Consider the following 21,028-nt stretch of genomic DNA (forward strand, 5'->3'; position numbering starts at 1 on the left):
TGGTTCCGGCGGCAGAGGCGATCATGACGCAACCGGCCCGCTCGGCGTCGCGAAATTCGACGAGCACGGCGTCGATGCGGGAGCGCGGGAGCGTTCAGCGAAAGCCGCTAGCCTTGCTGTTATGAGTGACCTGCCCGAGATTCGCATCGGCACCGCGGAGCGTGAGCAAGCGATGCAGCGCCTGTCCGATCATTTCGCCGCCGGGCGGCTCAGCGTTGCGGAATTCGACGAGCGCAGCGCTGTGGTCGCGGCCGCGCTGACCCGCGGCGACCTGGATAAAGTCTTCGTCGACCTGCCCGAACCCGCACCCGTTGCCGCGGCGCCCGCCAAACGCGACTCCGGGTTCATCGCCGAGTGGCCGGAGCGGGTGATGGCGGTGATCCCGATCCTCGCCGTCATCCTCTTCTTCGTCACCGGCAGCTGGCTCTGGTTCCTCGCCATCCCGCTCGCGGGCGCACTGCTGTTCGGCGGCCGGCACGAGCACCAACGCCGCCGCCCGCGCGACCGTCGCCGCCGTAGGGAGCTGGAGGACTGATGGAGCCCGTCGAAATCAATGCGGGTACCTGGTACCTGCGTGCCCTGCGCGCCGACGACCGTATCGATGACCGCCCCGCCCTCGCCGACGGCGGTATCACCGATCCCGACTACGTCTCCCGCCGCACCGAGCAGTGGGATGACGAATCCCATTTCTCCTGGGCCGTCTGCGAACCCACCACTGCCGAACTGGTCGCCGAAATCGTCGTCACACCCGGTGCAGGCAACACCGCCGAACTCACCGGCTGGGCCCGCCCCGGTTACGAGCCCGCCCTCGAAACCGGTACCACCGCGGTCCGCCGCTTCGTAGCAGGCGGTCTCGGCCTCCGACTCCCTTGAGCCGGCGGCCGATTCAGCGCATCACACCGGTGTGTCCGGTGGAGTAACGGCCCGGTTGCGGCCAGATAATGAGTCCGTGCGCCCCACGCCCAACGGGGATGCGCGCCAGCAGGTTCCAGTTCTCGATATCGATGGCGTACACCTCACCGTGGTTTCGACCCGATACCCAGAAAACGCGGCCGTCCGCGGAGAGGTTGCCCATGTCAGGACTGCCACCGCCCGGTATGAACCACTTGTGCACCAGGGCATTTGCGGCGAAATCCCAGACGGAGATGCTGCCCTCGCGCCGGTTGGTGATGAGCATCTGTTTGGAGTCGCGCGTGACATACAGGCCGTGGGTGCCTTTGCCGGTCGGCACGAAACCTGTGTTCTCCCAAGATGATACGTCAATGGTATAGATGCCGTCCGCGACCATATCGGCGATGAAGAAGGTGCGCCCGTCCGGGGACAGTTTGACGTCCTGCGGCATGCCACCACGACCGCCCGGCAGGTCGATCATCTTGACCACCTCGCGCTCGGCCACATCGAAAACCAGCATGCGGCCGATGAATTCACAACTGACCAGGGCGAATCGACCGTCGGCTGTGAAGTCCATATGGTCAACGCCCGCGCAGTCGGGCACCGCGAGGGCGTGCAGCTTCTGCCAGGTGTGCGGATCGTAGAAGTCCAGCGACTTATCCGCCTCGGCGACGACCAGCGCGTATCGGCCATCCGGCGTGTAGTACATGTTGTAGGGGTCGCGCACCGGGAAGGGCTCGCCGGGTTTGCCGGTGCGCGGATCGATCGGCAGCAAGGTGCCTGCGCCGATCGGCAGATCATTGGTGACATACAGCGTCTGCATGTCATAGGACGGCACCACATGCTGGGGTTCGCGACCACCGGCCGGGAAATTGTCGACCACCTGAAAGGTTGCCGGGTCGATCACCGAAACCGAATGCGATTCGCTGTTCGGCACGTAGACCAGGGGCCGATGATCGGCCACCGCCGGACTCAACTCCCGGTTCGCGGCATAGACGTCGGTCGGCGACAGCGGCGGCGGCATGCCGGGTAGCAGATTCTCCAGATGCGGCGGTGCCGCGCTCGTCGGGGCGGCGACCGTGGTGGGCGGCGGAGTCGGCATACCCACCGATCCGGCCTCGCTCGGGGCGCACCCCGCGACCGTCACGAGGACGGTCAGCGAGGCGAGCAGTGGTGCGCAGGTTCGGTGATTGCGCTGTCGGTTCACGCGCTGCACCGTGCCAGGAGGTGGTGAAGACGAGATGACATGGGTGCGAAGCCTAGGCGCTGCCGCCCGGATTCCACAGCAATCGCCGCCAGGGCGCGACGGTTTGCCCGAATCATCCGGAAATACGTACTCGGACAGTCAAATTTCCGTTTGCGGTCGGATAACTACACGGCGTCGTTGAGCACCCGATCGAGCGCATCTACCACGGCATCCAGCTCCGATTCGGTAACGGTGAGCGGCGGCCGGAACCGGATGCCGCGTTCGCCGGTACCGAGAATCAGCACATGCTCGCGTTCCCGCAGCGCGGTCAGCACCTCGTCCCGCAGTTCGGCCGAGGCCAGCGTGATGGCACACATCAAGCCGCGTCCGCGCGGTTCGGTAACCCGAGGATGGTCGGCCGCAAGCTGTTCCAGACGCCGCAGCAGATGCGCGCCGAGCGGCCGTGACCGCTCGATCAGCTCATCGCGCTCGAACACCTCGAGGATGCGCCGAGTCCGCACCATATCGGTGAGGTTGCCGCCCCAGGTGGAATTGATCCGAGAGCTGACCACGAAGACGTTGTCGGGCACCTCGTCCACGCGTCCGCCCGCCATGATGCCGCAGACCTGGGTCTTCTTGCCGAACGCGACGATATCGGGCGCTAGCTCGAGTTGTTGGTAGGCCCAAGTGGTTCCGGTCATGCCGACGCCGGTCTGCACCTCGTCGAGGATGAACAGCGCGTCGTTCTCGTGGCAGAGCCGCTGCACGGCCTGCAGGAACTCCGGGCGCATATGCCGGTCGCCGCCCTCGCCCTGGATCGGCTCGGCGATGAAACACGCTATGTCGTGCGGGTTTTCGGCGAAGGCGCGGCGCGCCTGGTCGAGTGCGTGTGCTTCTGCGGCGGCGATATCGACACCGTTGGCCAGGAACGGCGCATCGATGCGCGGCCAATCGAACTTGGGGAAGCGGGCCGTCTTCACCGGGTCGGTGTTGGTCAGCGACATGGTGTAACCGGTGCGGCCGTGGAACGCTCCGGTCAGATGCAGCACCTTGGTGCCGAGTTCCGGTGCGCGCCCGTTGGATTCGTTATGCCTGCTCTTCCAGTCGAACGCGACCTTGAGCGCGTTCTCCACCGCCGGTCCGCCGCCGTCGATGAAGAACAGGTGCGGTAGCCGGGTATCGCCCAGCACCCGCACGAAAGCTTCGACGAAGCGGGCCATCTCGACGGTGTAGATATCGGAGTTGCTCGGCTTGTTGAGCGCCGCGACGCTCAGTTCCGCGCGGAACTCTTCGTCCTCGGCCAGGGCGGGATGGTTCATGCCGAGGGCATTCGAGGCGAAGAAGCCGAACATGTCGAGGTAGGAGCTGCCGTCTCGTTCGTCGACGATCAGGCAGCCACGGGATTTCCGTAGATCCAGCACCAGGTCGAATCCGTCAGCGAGGATGTGTGCCGACAGGATCTCGTGTACCCGGGAGGCGGGGGGGACCGGTGCAGTGCCACTCCCCGCGCGGGTGCGCTCCAGTTCGATGGTCACATCAGTAGGGTACGAAAATCTTTACGAAAATTCTACGTAATAACGGAGTAATTACGGCCAGATGCTATCTGTCGTAGAATGTCTGCAAGATGATGGTGCTTCGAGTTCGCACGTTGGCGGTCGCCCTGATCTCCTGCAGCAACTGCTCGAGGTGCCGGGGAGAGGCCACCCGCACCAGCAACACGTAACTCTCGTCACCGGCCACCGAATGGCATGCTTCGATCCCCGGGATATGTTGCAGCACGGCAGGCGCGTCATCGGGTTGCGAGGGGTCGAGAGGAGTGATGGCGACGAATGCCGACAACAGTTGCCCGAGCGCCTCTGGATCGACATGCGCGGTATAGCCGCGGATCACCCCGCGCGCCTCTAGTCTGCGGACCCGCGACTGCACGGCCGAGACCGATAAGCTCGCCTTTTCGGCCAAATTCGACAGGGTGGCGCGACCATCGGCCATCAGTTCACGAATGAGCAGGCGATCGATGTCATCGAGTACGGGTCTTGCCGGTGTATCCGCCATCAGCGAAGGCTAACCCAGCGGAGGCTACTCGTGGCAAAAACTTCTGCTCGTTAACGCACCGTACCCATCCGATATTGTTCGCCGACCCAAAGCTAAAGCGGAGCAACCGATGACAGATACGCTCGACGACCACCTGACCGAGAACCTGGCGACCCGGGCGGCCCAACTGCTGCGCACACTCGGCGCACCGACACCGGTCGCGGGCGAGCTGCCCGCGCGGACGCCGATCACCGGCGGCACGCTCATGACCCTGCCCGCCGATTCCCTCGACGCCGCGGACGCGGCGATCGAGCGGGCGGCGGCGGCCTTCCGCGGCTGGCGCACCATACCCGCGCCGGTGCGGGCCGGGGTGGTGCGGCGACTGGCCGAACTGCTCACCGTGCACAAGGCCGAACTCGGCGAGTTGGTCACCCTGGAGGCGGGGAAGATCGGCGCGGAGGCCGTCGGCGAGGTGCAGGAGATGATCGATATCTGCGAATTCGCGATCGGGCTGTCGCGCCAGCTCTACGGCAAGACCATGCCCTCGGAGCGACCCGGACATCGGCTGATGGAGACCTGGCATCCGCTCGGCGTGGTCGGGGTCATCTCGGCATTCAACTTCCCGGTCGCGGTGTGGGCGTGGAATACCGCCCTCGCGCTGGTCTGCGGCGACACGGTGGTGTGGAAGCCGTCGGAGACGACACCGCTGACGGCGCTGGCCTGCCATACGCTGCTGCGCCGCGCGGCGGCCGATGTGGGCGTGGATCCCGAAGTGCATCAACTGATTCAAGGTGGCGCGGAGGTCGGGTCCCGGCTGGTCGAGGACGAGCGGGTGGCGCTGGTAAGCGCGACCGGTTCGGTGCGGATGGGCCGTACGGTAGCGCCGCGGGTGGCCGCTCGGTTCGGGCGATGCCTGCTGGAGTTGGGCGGTAACAACGGCGCGATCGTCACACCCACGGCGGATCTGGAGTTGGCGGCGCGCGGCATCGTATTCGCGGCGGCGGGTACGGCCGGACAGCGCTGTACGACCTTGCGTCGGCTGATCGTGCACGCCGATGTCGTCGGGCCGCTGCTGGATCGCGTGGCCGGGGCGTATCGGCAACTGCGCGTCGGCAATCCGCTCGACGACGGTGTGCTCGTCGGCCCGCTGATCAATGGCCGTGCCTACGAAGGGATGCGTGCGGCGATCGATCGTGCGCTTGCCGATGGCGGCGAATTGGTCTGCGGCGGTGAGCGAGTCGACGGCTTCGGCGATGACGCCTTCTACGTGCGTCCCGCGATCGTGCGCATGCCCGCCCAGACCGCCGTGGTCCGGGAGGAGACCTTCGCACCGATCCTGTACGTGCTCACCTACCGCGACTTCGACGCCGCCATCGACCTGCACAACGGTGTTCCGCAAGGCCTTTCCTCGGCCGTCTTCACCGCCGACCAGCGCGAGGCCGAACGCTTCCTCGCCGCCGACGGCTCGGACTGCGGCATCGCCAACGTCAATATCGGCACCTCCGGCGCGGAGATCGGCGGCGCGTTCGGCGGGGAGAAGCAGACCGGCGGTGGGCGGGAATCCGGGTCGGACTCGTGGAAGGCATACATGCGGCGCGCGACCAACACCGTCAACTACTCCGATCAGCTACCGCTTGCCCAGGGCATCCAATTCGGTTGAGCCCGTTCGGGTAGCAGGTTTCGGGAGTGCGACCCGAATGCCCCGCGCGCCGGTTCGCCCCCTTGCCGCCATGGAATCGAGTTCGTGCGCCGCACGGCAATCGCATTGCACTACAACCATTTCGATGATGTGGGTTACTGTCCTGCGGACCCGCGCGCTGGCGATCCAACCGCTCGGGCGGTCATGTCGTACTCCGGAATCGAGGCAAGCGAATGAACCACAAGCTCTGGTTGCTCGGACGGTCTGTCACAGTCGGCGCTCACATTCTCGGTGAGAAGTTGTTTCGGCCGAAAGCCCGCGACGTCGAGGACGTCCCGGTGTCCGGTGAGACGCTGACCCCGCAGTGGCTGACGGCCGTCCTGTGTCGCGATGTCCCCGGTGCCGAGGTGCTGTCGTACGAAACCTTGAACGGCAGCCGCGGAACATCCACTCGGGTCGCGATTCGCGTCGAGTACAACGAGGCGGGCGAGCAGGCGAGCTTGCCGACAGATCTCTTCGCGAAGACCACGACGGCCTTCTCACAACGCATCCTGCTCGGCGGCGGGAAGATGATCGACGGCGAGACCCGATTCTTCCGGGATTTTCGCCCCCGGGCCGACATCGAGGCTCCGGTCGGCTACTGGGGCGCCGCCGACCTGGCATCCTGGCGATCGATCGCCCTGATGGAAGACATCGTCTCGACCCGTGGTGCGCAGTTCATCGAGCCGACCGCCCCGATCGCCCGTGACCAGATCGAAGACTTGGTGCGCAATCTCGCCCGGCTCCACCGCACCTTCTGGAACCACCCGTCGATCACGGACCTCAAGACCACGACCGAGGCACTCCAGGCATACCTTGCCGCCATCGACATGAAAAAACGCTGCGAGGTCGGTCTGCGCCGCGCCGGAGAGGTGGTGCCCGAGGTTCTGCACGGCCAGAGCGAACGACTGTGGGCGGGTGTCGAGCGTGCGATCGACAAGGCTACGAACGAGCTGCCCCAAACCCTGCTGCACGGTGACCCGCACATCGGACAGACATACCGAACCGGAGCGGGGCGAATGGGATTCGTCGACTGGCAGGTCGTGATGCGGGGAGGCTGGGCGCACGACTTCGCCTATACCGTCAACTCGGGATGTGAGCCCGAGGACCGGCGTGCCTGGGACCGGGAACTGCTCGCGGCCTACCTGGACGAACTCGGAACCCTCGGCGGCCACGCGCCGTCCTTCGACGAAGCATGGTCGGCTTACCGGCAACAATCCATGTTCGCTTACGCGGCTTGGGCATTCACCATCGGCAGGGCGGCCTATCAACCCGAGATGCAACCCGTGGAGACCTGCTTGACGCTGTTGCGGCGCATCACCACGGCCATCGACGATCACGATTCGCTGCACGCCCTCGGTGTCTGATATCGATTCGCCGCCAACCGATCTCGCGGCCGGCCGCGCGCCCCGCCGCGCATCGGGCCGAAAAGCGTACTGCAGAGCCATTTTCCCGTGTGTTGATGATTGCCATCCACGGGCGCTATACCATCGACCGGTTCCGGCGCAGACCCGGTAACTCGCTTCAGTGCCGTGTCTGGGCAGGGAGCGGTAGTTCAGCAGTCAAGTAGTGCATACGAATCCGTTTGGAGTTTTGCCCTTGAGTTTGCAGCAATCCCAGGCTCCCGCTCAGTCGTGTCCGGTCGTCCACGGCTCGCCGACCGATTCCGACGACCCGCGGGTGCCCATGTACAGCCCCGAGTTCGCGGCCGATCCACATCATGCCTACCGCGAAATGCGCAGGCGCTACGGATCTTTGGCGCCGATCGAGTTGGCGCCCGGGGTACCTGCCACCTTGGTGATCGGCTACGGGACCGCGGTGCGGATCCTCAACGATCCCGAACATTTCCCCGCCGACCCACGGGCCTGGCAGCAGGACATTCCCGCGGACTGCCCCATTCTTCCCCTGCTGGAGTGGCGGCCCATGGCCAGTCGTAGCACCGGGACCGACTTCACCCGCTACCGAGGGGCGATCACCGCCAGCCTCGACGAGATCGACCTGTATGCCCTGCACGCGGTCGTGGAGCGACTCGCAATCCCGCTGATCAACTCCTTCTCCCAGGACGGGTCCGCCGACCTGATCCGCCAGTATGTGTTCCCCTTGGTGTTCGAAGTGGTGAACTACCTGCTCGGCTGCCCGTCGGAGATCGGCGGGCAGGTCGCCGCCGGTACGGCCGCGCTGCTCGAGGGTGTCGACGCCGAGAAGGGCAATCAAATGCTCGGGGAGGCGCTGATGAGCCTCGTGGCACTCAAACGCGCCGAGCCTCAACGCGACATCACCTCGGCGCTGCTCCAGCACCCCGCCCAGCTGAACGACGTAGAGGCCTCGCACCACGTGTCACAGGTCTACGGTACCGGGATCGAATTCGAGCTGAACCTGATTGCGAACACGTTGCTGCTGATCCTCACCGACGAGCGCTTCGGCGAAAGCTTTCTCGGCGGCAACCTATCCTCCCGCGACGCCCTCGACGAGGTCTTGTTCAACGACCCGCCACTGGCGAACCTGCTGATCACCTATCCGCGCCACCCGATCCTCATCGACGACGTGTGGCTGCCAGCACACCAGCCCGTCGTCATCAGCATGGCCGCCTGCAACAACGACCCCGCGATCCGCACCGGCGACCTGACCGGCAACCGCTCCCACCTGGCCTGGGGCCTCGGCCCGCACGCCTGCCCGGCACGCACCCTGGCCTACCTGATCGCGCAAGAGGCCATCGACCAACTTCTCGACGCACTGCCGGAGATCGAACTCGACCTGCCGAATCAGACACCCGACTGGCGACCAGGCCCCTTCCACCGGGCGCTGACCGAATTGCCGGTCACCTTCCCACCTACCGCTCCACTGAAATACCAGGGGCAGTCTCCGCACTAGCAATGGGATAACCGCGCCTGCGAGTACCGGGCACCCTTGGCCTCCCGCGGGCACCCGGTACAACGGGTGCCCAGTTCCGACAAGGGATGCCGCCCATTCCGGCTTGCGTGGCTCGGGTCACATTTCACCTCACATCCTGCATAGCGCATGCCCACTGGGCGAGCTTCAGATTGAGCAGTCTGCTCAACGTGTCGCATATCGGTTGTGCGTTCAGCTCTTCAAGTACAGGATGGCGGCAAGAAATGCTCAACGAGGCGAAGCGCCCGATCGGTGCCTCGCGGACGGGTGGACGACATGACCGAGCTCGCGGACCGCGAACTGATCCCAGCCCCCTATGACCTGGCCGACCGCTACCGCGTCGGCGCGGGCACCGTTGTCCTCACCGGCGTCCAGGCGATTGCTCGACAGCTGGTCGAGCAGCATGTTCGTGATCTGCGCGCCGGACGCCGGGTCGGCACCTTCGTATCCGGATATCAGGGCAGCCCGCTCGGCGGCGTCGACAAAATGCTCAACGGGATGCCGAATGTGTTGGCCGAGCATGATATTTCGTTCGTTCCCGGATTGAACGAGGAACTCGCGGCGACCTCGGTGTGGGGCAGCCAAACGGATCTGCCCGCGGGCGAGGCGACCCATGACGGCATTGTCGGAGTCTGGTACGGCAAGGGCCCCGGTCTCGATCGCGCGACGGACGCACTGCGGCACGCCAATATGTACGGCGCGAATGCCCGTGGTGGCATGCTGCTGCTGGTCGGCGATGATCCGGCCGCCAAGTCCTCGACCGTCCCTGCGGTGAGTGAGCGTTCGCTGGCAGCAATGGGTATTCCGGTGCTGTTTCCGCGCAATGCCCGCGAAATCATCACGATGGGTCTGCACGGTGTCGCGCTCTCGCGGGCATCGGGATGCCTGGTCGCGCTGAAAATCGTTGCCGATGTCGCCGACGGCGCGTGGACAGTCGAAGGCTCGGTCGGCGATATCGACATCACCGTCCCCGAGGTCGAGTGGGAGGGAAGGCCGTTCACCTATCTCCAGCGGCCGATGGCCGCGCCGACGGACAGCGTGCTCGCCGAGGCCGATCTGTACGGGCCGCGCTGGAAAATGGTGCAGGCCTACAGCACGCTCAATGAACTCGACGTCATCGAGGTGAATCCGGCGCGCGCCCACCTCGGAATCGCCGCCACCGGAACCACATTCGACGCCGTGCGCCAGGCGCTGATCGATCTCGGCGTCGACGATGACGCACTGCATCGCGCGGGGGTCCGACTGCTGCGCATCGGCATGCCGTATCCCATTGCACCCGAACGGGTCCGGCAGTTCGCCGATGGGCTCGAGCGGATCGTCGTCGTCGAGGACAAGACCGCGTTCATCGAAACACAGGTCCGCGAAATCCTGTACGGCACTTCCGGTGCGCCGCAGATAATCGGTAAGCGCGATGCCGAGAACCGACCGCTTTTCGCGCAGGATGGCGAGCTCACTTCGGGTCGGATCGTGGCACCGTTGCGCCGCGCGCTGCAGGGTCGGCTGGAGATGAAACGTCCCTTGCTGCAGCCACTGTCGCTTGCGGTTCTGCCTGCGAAGCGGGCCGCCTACTTCTGTAGCGGCTGCCCGCACAACCGGTCCACCGCCGTGCCGGAAGGGTCGATCGCCGGTGGCGGTATCGGCTGCCACACGATGGTGACCATGTCCGGACGCGAAGACAGCAAGGTGACCGGGCTGACCCAGATGGGCGGCGAGGGTGCGCAGTGGATCGGGCAGGCCCCGTTCACCTCGGTGCCGCATCTGTTCCAGAACATCGGTGACGGAACGTATTTCCACTCCGGACAACTCGCGGTACAGGCGTGTATCGCCGCGGGCGTGAACATCACCTACAAGCTGCTCTACAACGATGTCGTCGCGATGACCGGCGCGCAGGACGCCGAGGGCGCACTCGCGGTGCCCGAGCTGACCCGCAAACTCACCACCGAGGGCGTGCGACAGATCATCATCTGCGCCGATGAGCCGAAGAAGTACCGCAAGCGCGACCTGGCCGCCGGAACCCTGCTCTGGCACCGGGATCGGCTCGACGAAGCCCAGCGCACCCTGCGCGAGATCCCCGGGGTGACCGTGCTCATCTACGACCAGCACTGCGCCGCCGACGCGCGCCGTCAGCGCAAGCGGGGCACGCTGCCGCTCCGGCGCACCCGGGTGGTCATCAACGAGGCGGTCTGCGAGGGCTGCGGCGACTGCGGCATCAAAAGCAACTGCCTCTCGGTGCAGCCGGTCGATACCGAATTCGGCCGCAAGACCCGCATCGATCAGACCTCGTGCAATACCGACTACAGCTGCATGGACGGCGATTGCCCCTCTTTCGTGACGGTCGAGCTTCCAGCGAAAGCCGAGAAGCGCAAGGCAACTCGACGCCCCGAGCCGCCGAGACTGCCCGACCTGTCGAACGACGCACCGGCGACGACCCAGAACGTATTCCTAGCCGGTATCGGCGGCACCGGAATCGTGACGGTCAACCAGGTGCTTGCGACGGCGGCGTTGCGCGCCGGATACGAGGTGGCGAGTCTGGACCAGATCGGCCTGAGTCAGAAGGCCGGACCGGTCGTATCGCACCTGCGGTTCGCCAGTGGCGAATTGGAACCGGCGAACCGCCTGACACCGGGTTCGGCCGATTGCATCGTCGCGTTCGACCTGCTCGCCGCCACCGACAACAAGAATGTGGCCTACGGATCGAAGCAGACCACCCTGTCCGTCGCGTCGACCAGCAAGACCGCGACCGGCGAAATGGTTTATGACAAGTCCATCGCATATCCCGAAGAGCGCGAGCTGCTTTCCCGGCTCGAGCAGGTGTCGCGTTCGGTGCGATCGTTCGACGCGCTGGCCGCCGCCGAGGTGCTGTTCGGCAACACCGCGGCCGCCAACTTCCTGCTCGTCGGCGCCGCCTGCCAGATCGGCGGCCTGCGCATACCCGCATCGGCGATCGAAGAGGCCATCGAGATCAACGGCGTTGCGGTGCATGCCAATATCGCGGCGTTCCGATGGGGTCGAGTGGCGATTGCGCGGCCGGACGAGTTCGCCGCTGTCACCGCGCGAAAGACGCACAAGCGCGCCGAGATCGCCATTCCGGCAGACCTTTTCGACGGCGTGACCGCGACAGGTGCGACCAGGCGGCTGCTCGAACTGCGTGCCGTCGAGCTGATCGGCTTCCAGGGCGTACCCGTCGCGCGCGACTATGTCCGCACCGTGCAACGCACTTGGGAGGCAGAGCAACGCGTCACCGATCGCACCGAGTTCAGCGAGCAGGTGGCCCGCGGCCTCTACAAGTTCACCGCCTACAAGGACGAATACGAAGTTGCCCGCCGCTTGACCGACCCGGCTTTCCTCGACCAGGTCAGCGAGCAACTCCCCGACGGCGCCAACCTCACCTACCGCCTGCACCCGCCGATCCTGCGCGCCATGGGCCGCACGAACAAGATCGGCCTTGGCCCACGCAGCCACTTCGCGCTGCGTGTTCTCGCCAGGGGAAAGCGCCTGCGCGGCACCAAGTTCGACCCCTTCGGCTACGCCCACGTCCGCCGCGTCGAACGCGCCTTGCTCGCCCACTACACGGAAATGGTGACCACCCTGGCCAGCAACCTCGCCCCAGCCGACTACGACCGCGCCATCCGAGCCGCCGCACTCCCCGACCTGGTCCGCGGCTACGAGGACATCAAACTGGCCAATGTCGAGCTCTACCGAAACAGCCTGCAGGACCTCGGCATCGAGCCCCCGCAGCTCTGACCACAGCGAGACCGGGCACCCCGCATATGGAGTGCCTGGTTGCGAGACGGGTTGCCCGGTCGGCTCATATACGGGGAGTGCGAAGCCAGGTGCCGAGGCGTGGCGGACGATTTCAGTTGCGGAGTGCATGCGCCGCAGTTATCGGTCGGGTGCTCCAGGTCTTGTCGGACCCAGCCGATGATGATCCAGCCGAGTACGCGCAAGGTGTCTTGTCGAGGAAGTCGACCACGAGGCTGTGGATGAGTTTCGGCTATTCGGTAATCGATCGGACCTGCCGTTCGTACTTCGCGCGGGTTTCGGAGTCGGCGGGGTGCAGGGCGCGGTCGCCGTCGAAGAGCCTGCGTACCAGGCGGACCGCGCGTTCGGGGGCGGCGGCCAGGGCTATGTCGACGGGGCCCAGGTAGTTCGGGACGGCTACCTCGGCCTTGCGGGTTTCGCAGGTTCGCAGGATGGCGGCGGCGACGTCTTCGGGTTCAACGGTGGGCATGCCCTTGCCGAGCGCCAGGCCGGAGGAGAGGCGGGTGCGGACGGCCGAGGGCATGACGCAGCTGACGCTGACACCCTGCGCGGCGAACTCCAAACGTGTTGCGGCGGAAAGGCCTACGGCGGCGAATTTGCTCGCGTTGTAGACGGCGAGGCCCGCGACCGGGATCTTGCCCGCGAGCGAGGCGACATTGACGACGTGGCCGCGGCGGCGCTCGATCATGCCGGGCACCACGGCGCGCATGCCGTGGATGAGGCCCCAGACGTTGATATCGATGGTGGCGCGGCCGACCGCGTCGGGCTCGTCGAGGAACGCGCCCGCGGGCATGACACCCGCATTGTTGACGAGAACATCCACGGCGCCGAAGTCGGCGACGACCTTGTCCCACTGGTCGCGGGCACGGACGTCGAGCTCAAAGGCGCGCGCACCGATAGCGGCAGCGGCGGATTCGGCTGCGGCAGTATCGACATCGGCGATAACGATTTCAGCGCCCTTGGCCGCGAACAGTTCCGCGGTCGACTGTCCGATGCCGCGGGCCGCGCCGGTGATCAGCACCCGCGCGCCCTTCAGGTCGATATCCGGATAACCGTGACCGAGAATATTCACGCGAAGACTCCTTGTTCCAGCGCTCGGCGGGTGCTGCGCAGACTGTGTTCGAAGGTTGCGAGACGGCGGCGACCGTCCATGAAATTCGGGCCCATCACCGCGAGATCGGCTGCGGTGGCACCGATCACGAGGACGCGGGTACCTGCCGCACGCAACACCGCGACCTCGGCGGCGAGCTGGGCGCTCATGCGAGTGCGCAGCTGCCGCTCCAGGAAATGACCGGGACCGGTCGCGGGGACGTCTTCGACGGAGGCCATCGGCGCGAGCACCAGCACCTCGTCGAGTTGTTGTGCGGCAAGCAGATCCACCGATGCGGTCGAGCCCGCACCGCCATCGATGAAGCGGCGTCCGGCAATGGAAACGGGCGGGAACCAGCCGGGCACCGCCCACGATGCACGCAGCGCCGCACCCAATTTCGCCGACGGCGCGTCGGGCGCGCCGAACGGAACCCGTTCTCCTGTCGCATAGTCCATGGCGACCAGCCAGGTCGCGGGATGCGACACCCAGGAGCGGCCGGGATTCAGGCGATCGGCCAGATGTTGCAGCCAGCCCGCATCACCACCGCCGATCGGCAGTAGGCCGCTGCCCGCGGTGAGCAACCGCTGTCCGGTTGCGGGCGCACGCAGACTCAATGCCAACTCACCCGCCCGCGGCCGGGGCAGCGGCGGGAACCGTCCGGGTTCGGAACGCATATGCGCAGACAGAATCGGATTCGTCGAGGTGCCCCACTGCATGGCGACGAGTTCCTCGACACCGATACCGCTGCCGAGGAGGGTGACCGTCTCGGCGCCCGCCGAGGTGCCGAGCAGCACGTCAGCGTCGCGCGGATCCCAGTCGAGCACCTCGCGGGTGGCGGCCAGCGCGGCGACGATCCAGGCGAACCCGAGCGTGCCGCCGCAGCCGATGGCCAGGCCGCGCCGTTGCGGCCGGTTTTTGTTACCCATGGTTTCAAACACTAGCAGAATTCAAATACCTTCGGTATCCGAAATCCAACGGTACGTAGTATCGGCGGTATGGCACGTCTGACCCGGTCCGAAAGTCAGGCCCGTACCCGGGCCGACCTGATCGCGACCGCACGCGATCTCTTCTTGACCGAGGGCTATGCGAAAACCAGCCTGGAGCGGGTCGCCGAGGAGGCGGGCTACTCGAAGGGCGCGGTCTACTCGAACTTCCGCACCAAGAAGGAACTCTGTCTGGAGGTGCTCGGGCTGATCCACACGACGAAGTTCGGCGAGGTGGCCGATCTGATCGCGGCGGGCGAGACGCTCGACGATCAGCTGGCGCGCTTCCACGAATGGGCCGAACACACCATCGGCGATGTCGGCTGGACCATGCTCGAATTCGAATTCGCCACGGTCGCCCGCGACGATCCGGAACTGCAGGCCGCGCTGGTCTCCAGTCTCGCCATGATGCGCGGCGCCGTCGCTGCGCAGGTGCAGGCGCTTTCGGACACGATCGGAATCCCACTGCCGATGCCCGCAGCGGATGCCGCGACGGCAATCCTGAGCATGGGTATCGGGCTCGGCATGCAGCGGGCCGTCGATCCGTCGATTCCGGTGCGGCTGATCACCGATGCCGTGCGACTACTCGTGACGATGGGCGATGGACCGCTGCGCGCGATGAGCCCGGATCTCACGCCGTGAAGTGCAACGTCCATTCGCCGCGGTAATGCAGCCTGGTGACGCTGCCCGGCGGAATGTCGATCCGCCAGAACGATTTCGGCGGCGCGTCCAGGGTCACCAGCAGCGCCGCGCGGATCACCGCCGGATGGGTGACCGCGATGGTGGACATGCCCTCGGAGGCGATTTCGGCCATCCAGTACCTGGTCCGCTCGACCACATCGATCACGGATTCGCCACCGTGACCACGGAACTGCGGGTCGGTCAGCCAGGCATATAGCTCGTCCTGCGGCACCGACATCAGTTCGCCGCCGCGCCACGCGCCGGCATCCAGATCGCGCAGCCGGGCGTCCTCCGCGCCCGGAAGTCCCATCAGCGCAGCCGTTTCCACGGTCCGGCGTTCGGGTCCGGTGAGCACGCGCGCCGCCGTCAGGCGGCCATACGCTGCGATTGCTCGGCGACCGGCCTCGGTCAGCGATTCGTCTACTGGAAAACGTGCCTTTCGCATCGCCTCGGTCATGCCATGGCTGACCAGGTCGAGTCTGAGCACCTTTTGCACGGTTGGAAGCGTACGGTGCGGCGCTGGCGGCCGTACTTCGATTGCCACCCCTTCGCTCGGGCCGTGAGCCATTTGCCCGACTCGAGGTATTCCGGCCGCCGCTGCCGGTTGTCGGTGCCCGGGTGCACACTGATGCCATGGCCCAGTTCTCCACCGCGACCCAGGAGTGGTTCGACGGCGCATTTCCCGCGCCCACGGCCGCGCAGCTGGGCGCATGGCAGGCCATTGCCGCAGGTGAGCACACCTTGGTCGTCGCGCCGACCGGTTCGGGTAAGACGCTGTCGGCCTTTCTGTGGGCCATCGATCAACTCGCGACCCGGCCGAAGCTCGAGGGCAAGGTCGGCACCTCGGTGCTCTATGTGTCACCGCTGAAAGCATTGGCGGTCGACGTCGAGCGGAATCTGCGCGCACCGCTGGTCGGAGTCACCCAGACCGCGAAGCGGCTCGGCCTCGACCCGCCGACGATCACCGTCGGCGTTCGGTCCGGCGATACCAGTCCGGCGGACCGGCGATCGATGCAGCGGACACCGCCCGACATTCTGATCACCACGCCCGAATCACTGTTCCTGATGCTCACCTCCGCGGCCAGGGAGACGCTGAGCGATGTCGGAACGGTGATCGTGGACGAGGTGCACGCCATCGCGGGCGGTAAGCGCGGCGCGCATCTGGCGCTGTCGCTGGCTCGGATGGATCTGCTGACCGAGCGGCCGGCGCAGCGGATCGGGCTCTCGGCGACGGTGCGACCGCCCGAGGAGGTCGGGCGGTTCCTGGTTGGAAATGCACCGATCACCATCGTTTCGCCGCCCGCGCCGAAAACCTTCGATCTGTCCGTGCGTGTGCCGATCGCGGACATGACCGAACCGGGCGATTCCGATCAGCCCGGGTCGATCTGGCCGCATGTGGACGAGGCGATCGTGGATCTGGTGCTGGACCACCGGTCTTCGATCGTCTTCGCGAATTCGCGCAGGTTGGCCGAACGCCTGACCGCGCGGCTCAATGAGGCCTATGCCGCGCGGCTGGGCGAGGCCGTCGAGACCGAACACAAACCGCCCGCCCAACTCGGTGCGTCCACCGAAGTGATCCACGGCGCGGATCCGCTGCTGGCCCGGGCACACCACGGTTCGGTGAGCAAGGAGCAGCGGGCGCTGATCGAGGACGATCTCAAGAGCGGACGGCTGCGCTGCGTTGTCGCCACCAGCAGTCTCGAACTCGGAATCGATATGGGCGCGGTCGATTTGGTGGTGCAGGTGGAGGCGCCGCCGTCGGTGGCGAGTGGGTTGCAGCGGGTCGGGCGGGCCGGGCACCAGGTCGGTGAGATCTCGCGCGGGGTGCTGTTCCCGAAGCATCGCACCGATGTCATCCACTGCGCGGTCGCCTCGCAGCGGATGACAGCGGGGCAGATCGAGGCACTGCAAGTTCCCGCGCATCCCTTGGACATCCTCGCCCAGCAGACCGTCGCGGCCTGCGCACTCGAGCCCATCGATGTCGACGCCTGGTTCGAAACCGTGCGCGGCACCGGCAATTACGCGTCGCTGCCCAGGTCGGCGTATGAATCGGTGCTCGATCTGCTCGCCGGTCGCTATCCGTCCGACGAGTTCGCCGAACTGCGTCCCCGGCTGGTCTGGGACCGCGACGCGGGCACGCTCACCGGTCGGCCCGGTGCACAGCGACTGGCCGTCACCTCGGGTGGCGCCATTCCGGATCGTGGCCTTTTCGCGGTCTACATGGTCGGCGAAAAGGCCTCGCGGGTGGGCGAACTCGATGAGGAGATGGTGTACGAATCACGCGTCGGCGATGTATTCGCCCTCGGCGCGACCAGCTGGCGCATCGAGGAGATCACCTTCGACCGGGTGCTGGTCACACCCGCGTTCGGGCAGCCGGGGCGGTTGCCGTTCTGGCATGGTGACGGACTCGGTCGTCCCGCCGAACTAGGCGCGGCGCTCGGGGAATTCATTCGCAAGGCCGGTGTGCACGCACCGAAGGGGGTGGATCCCGACACCGATGGAAAGAAAAGCTCCTCAACGGATCCAGCAGTCGACGCACTCCTGCGTGGCGCGGGCCTCGACGACAATGCCACCACGAATCTGGTGACGCTACTCGATGAACAACGAACTGCCACCGGACAATTGCCCACCGACAAGACCCTGATCGTCGAGCGCTTCCGCGACGAGCTCGGCGATTGGCGGCTGGTGTTGCATTCGCCATACGGCCTGCCGGTGCACGCACCGTGGGCATTGGCGATCGGCGCGCGGCTGCGGGAGCGGTTCGGCGTGGACGTCGCGCCGAATGCCTCCGACGACGGCATTGTCGTGCGACTGCCCGATACCACCGACGATCCGCCCGGTGCCGAGCTTTTCGTGTTCGAGCCCGATGAGATCGACGACATCGTCACCGAGCAGGTCGGCGGATCAGCGCTGTTCGCATCGCGATTCCGGGAGTGCGCGGCGCGGGCACTGCTGCTGCCTCGACGCGATCCGGGTAAGCGTGCGCCGCTGTGGCAGCAGCGGCAGCGGTCGGCGCAATTGCTCGATGTGGCGCGGAAGTTTCCGGACTTTCCGATCCTGTTGGAGACGGTGCGCGAATGTCTGCGTGACGTTTACGATCTGCCGTCGCTGCGCGATCTGCTCGGACGGGTGGCGCGTCGCCAGGTGCGACTCGTCGAGGTCGAGACCGCTACGCCGTCACCATTCGCCAACTCCCTGCTGTTCGATTACATCGGGCAGTTCATGTACGACGGGGACAGTCCGCTTGCCGAACGTCGGGCCGCCGCACTGTCGCTCGATTCCAGTCTGCTCGCCGAACTGCTCGGGCGGGTGGAGCTGCGGGAGTTGTTGGACGCCACCGTTATCGAGCAGACCGAGCGGGAATTGCAACGGCTCACACCCGAACGGTTGGCGCGGGATGCGGAGGGGCTGGCCGATCTGTTGCGGTTGCTCGGACCGCTTACTGCCGAGGAAGCCGCGCAGCGGTGCGTCGGCGTTCGAGTCGACGATGCAGAGCCCACCGGTGATCCGGCGGAATGGTTCTTGGGTCTGGTGAAATCCAAGCGCGCACTCGAGGTCACGTTCGCCGGACGAACCTGGTGGGTCGCGGTGGAAGATGCCGCGCGCCTGCGCGACGCGCTCGGCGTGCCGCTCCCGATCGGCACTCCCGCCGCGTTCATCGAACCGGTCGCTGATCCGCTCGGAGACCTGGTCGGGCGCTATGCCCGCACACACGGACCGTTCACTACCGAGGCCGTGGCCGCCCGTTTCGGACTCGGCACCGCGGTCGCGGCGACGGCACTGCATCGGCTGGTCGCGGAAAAGCGCGTGGTGGAGGGCGAATTCACACCTGCGGCCAGCGGCTCGGAGTGGTGCGACAGCCAGGTGCTGCGCCGATTGCGCCGCCGGTCGCTCGCGGCCGCCCGGCATGAGGTCGAGCCGGTCGCCACCGCCGCCTTCGGCCGGTTCCTGCCGTCCTGGCAGCACATCGGCACCGGTGAACTGCGCGGGGTCGACGGGGTCGCGGCGGTGGTGGAACAGCTTGCGGGAGTGCCGATTCCCGCTTCCGCATGGGAGTCGCTGGTTTTGCCCGCGCGGGTGCGCGACTACTCACCCGCCATGTTGGACGAGTTGATGGCCACCGGTGAGGTCATCTGGTCCGGGCACGGCGCCATCACCGCAAAGGACGGCTGGATTGCCCTGCACCTGGCCGATCAGGCCCCGTTCACTCTGACACCCGCCGACGAGATCGAACTGTCCGAGGTGCATCTGCGCCTGCTCAGCGCGTTGGGCGCATCGATCGCCTCGTGGACGCCCATCGATGCCGATACGCCCGGCACGGGATCAGGCCAGGTCGTATCACTGGATGATGATGCAGCACAGGATATTTCAGCGGTGCGAGGCAATTCGGCGACGCTGGGCACCTCGGTGACCACCAACGGTTCAGCGGGCCGAGACGGTTCGCCATTGCGACTTCCCCCGGTCCTGCACGGCGGCGGCGCGTACTTCTTCCGGCAACTCTCCGACGCCACCGGAGTCCTCGACGACACCAAAGTGGCGGATGCATTGTGGGAGCTCGTCTGGGCAGGCGTGGTCTCCGGTGACACCTTCGCCCCCGTTCGCGCCCTGCTCTCGGGTACCGCACGGACCACCACCGCCCATCGCACACCACGGCGCGCACCGCGCGGACGTGCCTACCTCCCACGACCGAATATGCCCACCAGATCCGGACCGCCCGCCGTCGCGGGCCGCTGGTCGCTGCTGCCGGAGCGGGTAGTGGACAACACCCTGCGCGCCCACGCAACGGCCGACACCCTGCTGGAACGGTACGGCGTGCTGACCCGCGGTTCGGTGCAGAACGAGGGCGTACCGGGTGGATTCGCGCTCATGTACCGCGTGCTCACCGAATTCGAGGATCGCGGCCGTTGCCGCCGCGGCTATTTCATCGATTCGCTGGGCGGCGCACAGTTCTCCACCACCGATGTGGTGGACCGACTGCGCTCCTTCGACACCGAGCGCATCCGCCCCGGCACCGGTGGACAACGCCGCAGCATCGCATTCGCCTTGGCGGCAAGCGATCCCGCAAACCCCTACGGCGCGGCACTGCCATGGCCGAAGGGACCGTCCGAGGGCCCGGGGCACCGTCCCGGGCGCAAGGCCGGCGCCATCGTCGTGCTCGTCGACGGCGATCTCGCGCTGTATCTGGAGCGCGGCGGCAAAACCCTGCTCACCTTCACCGAGGACCCGAACATCCGCCAGGCCGCGGCCACCGCCCTGGCCGACCTGGTGCGCGACCGCCGCGTCGACTCACTCGTGATCGACCGGGTCGACGGAGAAACCGTGCACGGCAACACCTTCGCCGGCTTCCTCACCGAGGCCGGATTCTCCGCGACCCCACGCGGCCTCCGACTACGGAGCAAGCCGTGACCCGAGCCGCCCACGGCAACACCATCCCGGCAGCCGCGACAAAGGCCACTCGCACGCCGCAAAGCGAGGCCAGATTCTCGACCACCCCACACCGCCTGCGATTGCGGAGCAAGCCGTGACCCGAGCCGCCCACGGCAACACCACTCCGGCAGCCGCGACAAAGGCCACTCGCACGCCGCAAAGCGAGGCCAGATTCTCGACCACCCCACACCGCCTGCGATTGCGGAGCAAGCCGTGACCCGAGCTGCCCACGGCGACACCACTCCGGCAGCCGCGGCAAAGGCCACTCGCACGCCGCAAAGCGAGCCCGGATTCTCGGTAACCCCATGCGGCCCGCGATTGCGGGGCAAGCCGCACCCCGACGACGAACCAGCGCACGGCGACACCACTCGGGCAGTCGCCTCGACGGGCGTTCACACACTAAAAGACGA

Annotated in this window: 14 protein-coding genes; 8 read left to right on the forward strand and 6 right to left on the reverse strand. The window is 66.5% G+C overall.

Annotation, left to right across the window (positions count from 1 at the left end; genetic code table 11):
- Window positions 1–121: 121 nt before the first annotated feature.
- Together ACQPYR_RS38295 and ACQPYR_RS38300 are read left to right on the forward strand one after the other, a co-directional pair.
- Window positions 122–535, forward strand: a complete 414-nt coding sequence (locus ACQPYR_RS38295; RefSeq protein ID WP_433624294.1) for a DUF1707 SHOCT-like domain-containing protein — start codon at window positions 122–124, stop codon at window positions 533–535.
- Entirely contained in the window at window positions 535–873 is a 339-nt protein-coding gene (locus ACQPYR_RS38300) for a hypothetical protein (RefSeq protein WP_433599553.1), read from the forward strand. The genes ACQPYR_RS38295 and ACQPYR_RS38300 overlap by 1 nt, the downstream gene beginning before the upstream one ends.
- Before the next feature lie 13 nt (window positions 874–886).
- Here ACQPYR_RS38300 and ACQPYR_RS38305 read toward each other — a convergent pair whose 3' ends face one another.
- The 3 genes from ACQPYR_RS38305 to ACQPYR_RS38315 all read right to left on the reverse strand — a co-directional run bounded on the left by ACQPYR_RS38305 (window position 887) and on the right by ACQPYR_RS38315 (window position 4,129).
- A complete protein-coding gene (locus ACQPYR_RS38305; protein ID WP_433624296.1) occupies window positions 887–2,098 on the reverse strand; it encodes a hypothetical protein in 1,212 nt (403 codons plus the stop codon).
- A 164-nt stretch (window positions 2,099–2,262) separates the two neighbouring features.
- Complete coding sequence (lat, locus tag ACQPYR_RS38310) at window positions 2,263–3,612, reverse strand: L-lysine 6-transaminase (protein ID WP_433624298.1); 1,350 nt, start codon at window positions 3,610–3,612, stop codon at window positions 2,263–2,265.
- Window positions 3,613–3,676: 64 nt separating this feature from the next.
- Entirely contained in the window at window positions 3,677–4,129 is a 453-nt protein-coding gene (locus tag ACQPYR_RS38315; protein WP_040686931.1) for an Lrp/AsnC family transcriptional regulator, read from the reverse strand.
- Between the two features lie 109 nt (window positions 4,130–4,238).
- On the opposite strand from ACQPYR_RS38315, the gene amaB reads away from it, so the two are divergent.
- The 4 genes from amaB (at window position 4,239) to ACQPYR_RS38335 (ending at window position 12,419) form a co-directional block, all read left to right on the forward strand.
- Window positions 4,239–5,768 (forward strand): L-piperidine-6-carboxylate dehydrogenase, encoded by a 1,530-nt coding sequence (gene amaB / locus ACQPYR_RS38320; protein ID WP_433624301.1) that lies wholly within the window; start codon window positions 4,239–4,241, stop codon window positions 5,766–5,768.
- A 212-nt stretch (window positions 5,769–5,980) separates the two neighbouring features.
- Window positions 5,981–7,153 carry an aminoglycoside phosphotransferase family protein gene (locus tag ACQPYR_RS38325; protein ID WP_433624303.1) on the forward strand — a complete coding sequence of 391 codons (1,173 nt, stop codon included), beginning with the start codon at window positions 5,981–5,983 and terminating at the stop codon, window positions 7,151–7,153.
- Between the two features lie 232 nt (window positions 7,154–7,385).
- Entirely contained in the window at window positions 7,386–8,657 is a 1,272-nt protein-coding gene (locus tag ACQPYR_RS38330) for a cytochrome P450 (RefSeq protein WP_433624304.1), read from the forward strand.
- 294 nt (window positions 8,658–8,951) lie between these two features.
- Window positions 8,952–12,419, forward strand: a complete 3,468-nt coding sequence (locus ACQPYR_RS38335) for an indolepyruvate ferredoxin oxidoreductase family protein (protein WP_433624306.1) — start codon at window positions 8,952–8,954, stop codon at window positions 12,417–12,419.
- Between the two features lie 250 nt (window positions 12,420–12,669).
- On the opposite strand, the gene ACQPYR_RS38340 is transcribed toward ACQPYR_RS38335, so the two are convergent.
- Both ACQPYR_RS38340 and ACQPYR_RS38345 read right to left on the reverse strand, forming a co-directional pair.
- Window positions 12,670–13,509 carry an SDR family oxidoreductase gene (locus tag ACQPYR_RS38340; protein WP_433624308.1) on the reverse strand — a complete coding sequence of 280 codons (840 nt, stop codon included), beginning with the start codon at window positions 13,507–13,509 and terminating at the stop codon, window positions 12,670–12,672.
- Complete coding sequence (locus tag ACQPYR_RS38345; protein ID WP_433624310.1) at window positions 13,506–14,453, reverse strand: patatin-like phospholipase family protein; 948 nt, start codon at window positions 14,451–14,453, stop codon at window positions 13,506–13,508. The genes ACQPYR_RS38340 and ACQPYR_RS38345 overlap by 4 nt, the downstream gene beginning before the upstream one ends.
- A 69-nt stretch (window positions 14,454–14,522) precedes the next feature.
- Here ACQPYR_RS38345 and ACQPYR_RS38350 point away from each other — a divergent pair, with 69 nt between their 5' ends.
- Window positions 14,523–15,152 (forward strand): TetR/AcrR family transcriptional regulator, encoded by a 630-nt coding sequence (locus ACQPYR_RS38350; RefSeq protein WP_433624312.1) that lies wholly within the window; start codon window positions 14,523–14,525, stop codon window positions 15,150–15,152.
- Here the strand turns inward: ACQPYR_RS38350 and ACQPYR_RS38355 are convergent.
- A complete protein-coding gene (locus ACQPYR_RS38355) occupies window positions 15,142–15,687 on the reverse strand; it encodes a histidine phosphatase family protein (RefSeq protein WP_433624314.1) in 546 nt (181 codons plus the stop codon). The two genes, ACQPYR_RS38350 and ACQPYR_RS38355, sit on opposite strands and share 11 nt — an antisense overlap.
- A 137-nt stretch (window positions 15,688–15,824) precedes the next feature.
- On the opposite strand from ACQPYR_RS38355, the gene ACQPYR_RS38360 reads away from it, so the two are divergent.
- The gene (locus ACQPYR_RS38360; protein WP_433624316.1) at window positions 15,825–20,597 is read left to right on the forward strand and encodes an ATP-dependent helicase; all 4,773 of its coding nucleotides are present in this window, start codon (window positions 15,825–15,827) and stop codon (window positions 20,595–20,597) included.
- The last annotated feature ends 431 nt before the right edge of the window (window positions 20,598–21,028 follow it).

It is taken from the genome of Nocardia sp. CA-120079, assembly GCF_050955745.1.
In the GTDB taxonomy this organism is placed as follows: domain Bacteria; phylum Actinomycetota; class Actinomycetes; order Mycobacteriales; family Mycobacteriaceae; genus Nocardia.